Origin of the sequence: Ciceribacter ferrooxidans (assembly GCF_004137355.1) — a bacterium.
Taxonomy (GTDB): domain Bacteria; phylum Pseudomonadota; class Alphaproteobacteria; order Rhizobiales; family Rhizobiaceae; genus Allorhizobium; species Allorhizobium ferrooxidans.
This window is the reverse complement of record NZ_SDVB01000154.1, coordinates 1-258: the sequence shown is the minus strand read 5'-3', so window position 1 is coordinate 258 and position 258 is coordinate 1. Positions and strand designations below refer to the sequence as shown.

The 258-nt window shown below is 44.2% G+C and carries 1 protein-coding gene; it reads right to left on the bottom strand.

Annotated elements, in window-relative coordinates; all coding sequences use genetic code 11:
• Positions 1-46: 46 nt before the first annotated feature.
• Positions 47-258 (bottom strand): hypothetical protein (locus EUU22_RS25520; RefSeq protein ID WP_205687851.1); only part of this gene is annotated, 212 nt, incomplete at its 5' end.

The window sequence follows — 258 nt, the reverse complement described above, 5'->3', positions numbered from 1 at the left end:
CTTTTCAACTCAGGCAATGGCTGCGCCGCCTGTCATCAGCGTTAGCTCAATTTTGGTTGCTCATCCAACCCCAAGCATTGCTTTGATGTTTTTGAACATTTTTATTGGCGTTGTAAAGATCCGTGCCAGCGACATTATCTTGATTGGGATGGTTTCCCATGTAGGGTTGTTCAGGATTGTCGCTTGTGACACAAGCACTCAACAGCAAGGAACCCGATAAAAGTAAAATGATCCATCTTAGTGACATTAAACACCTCC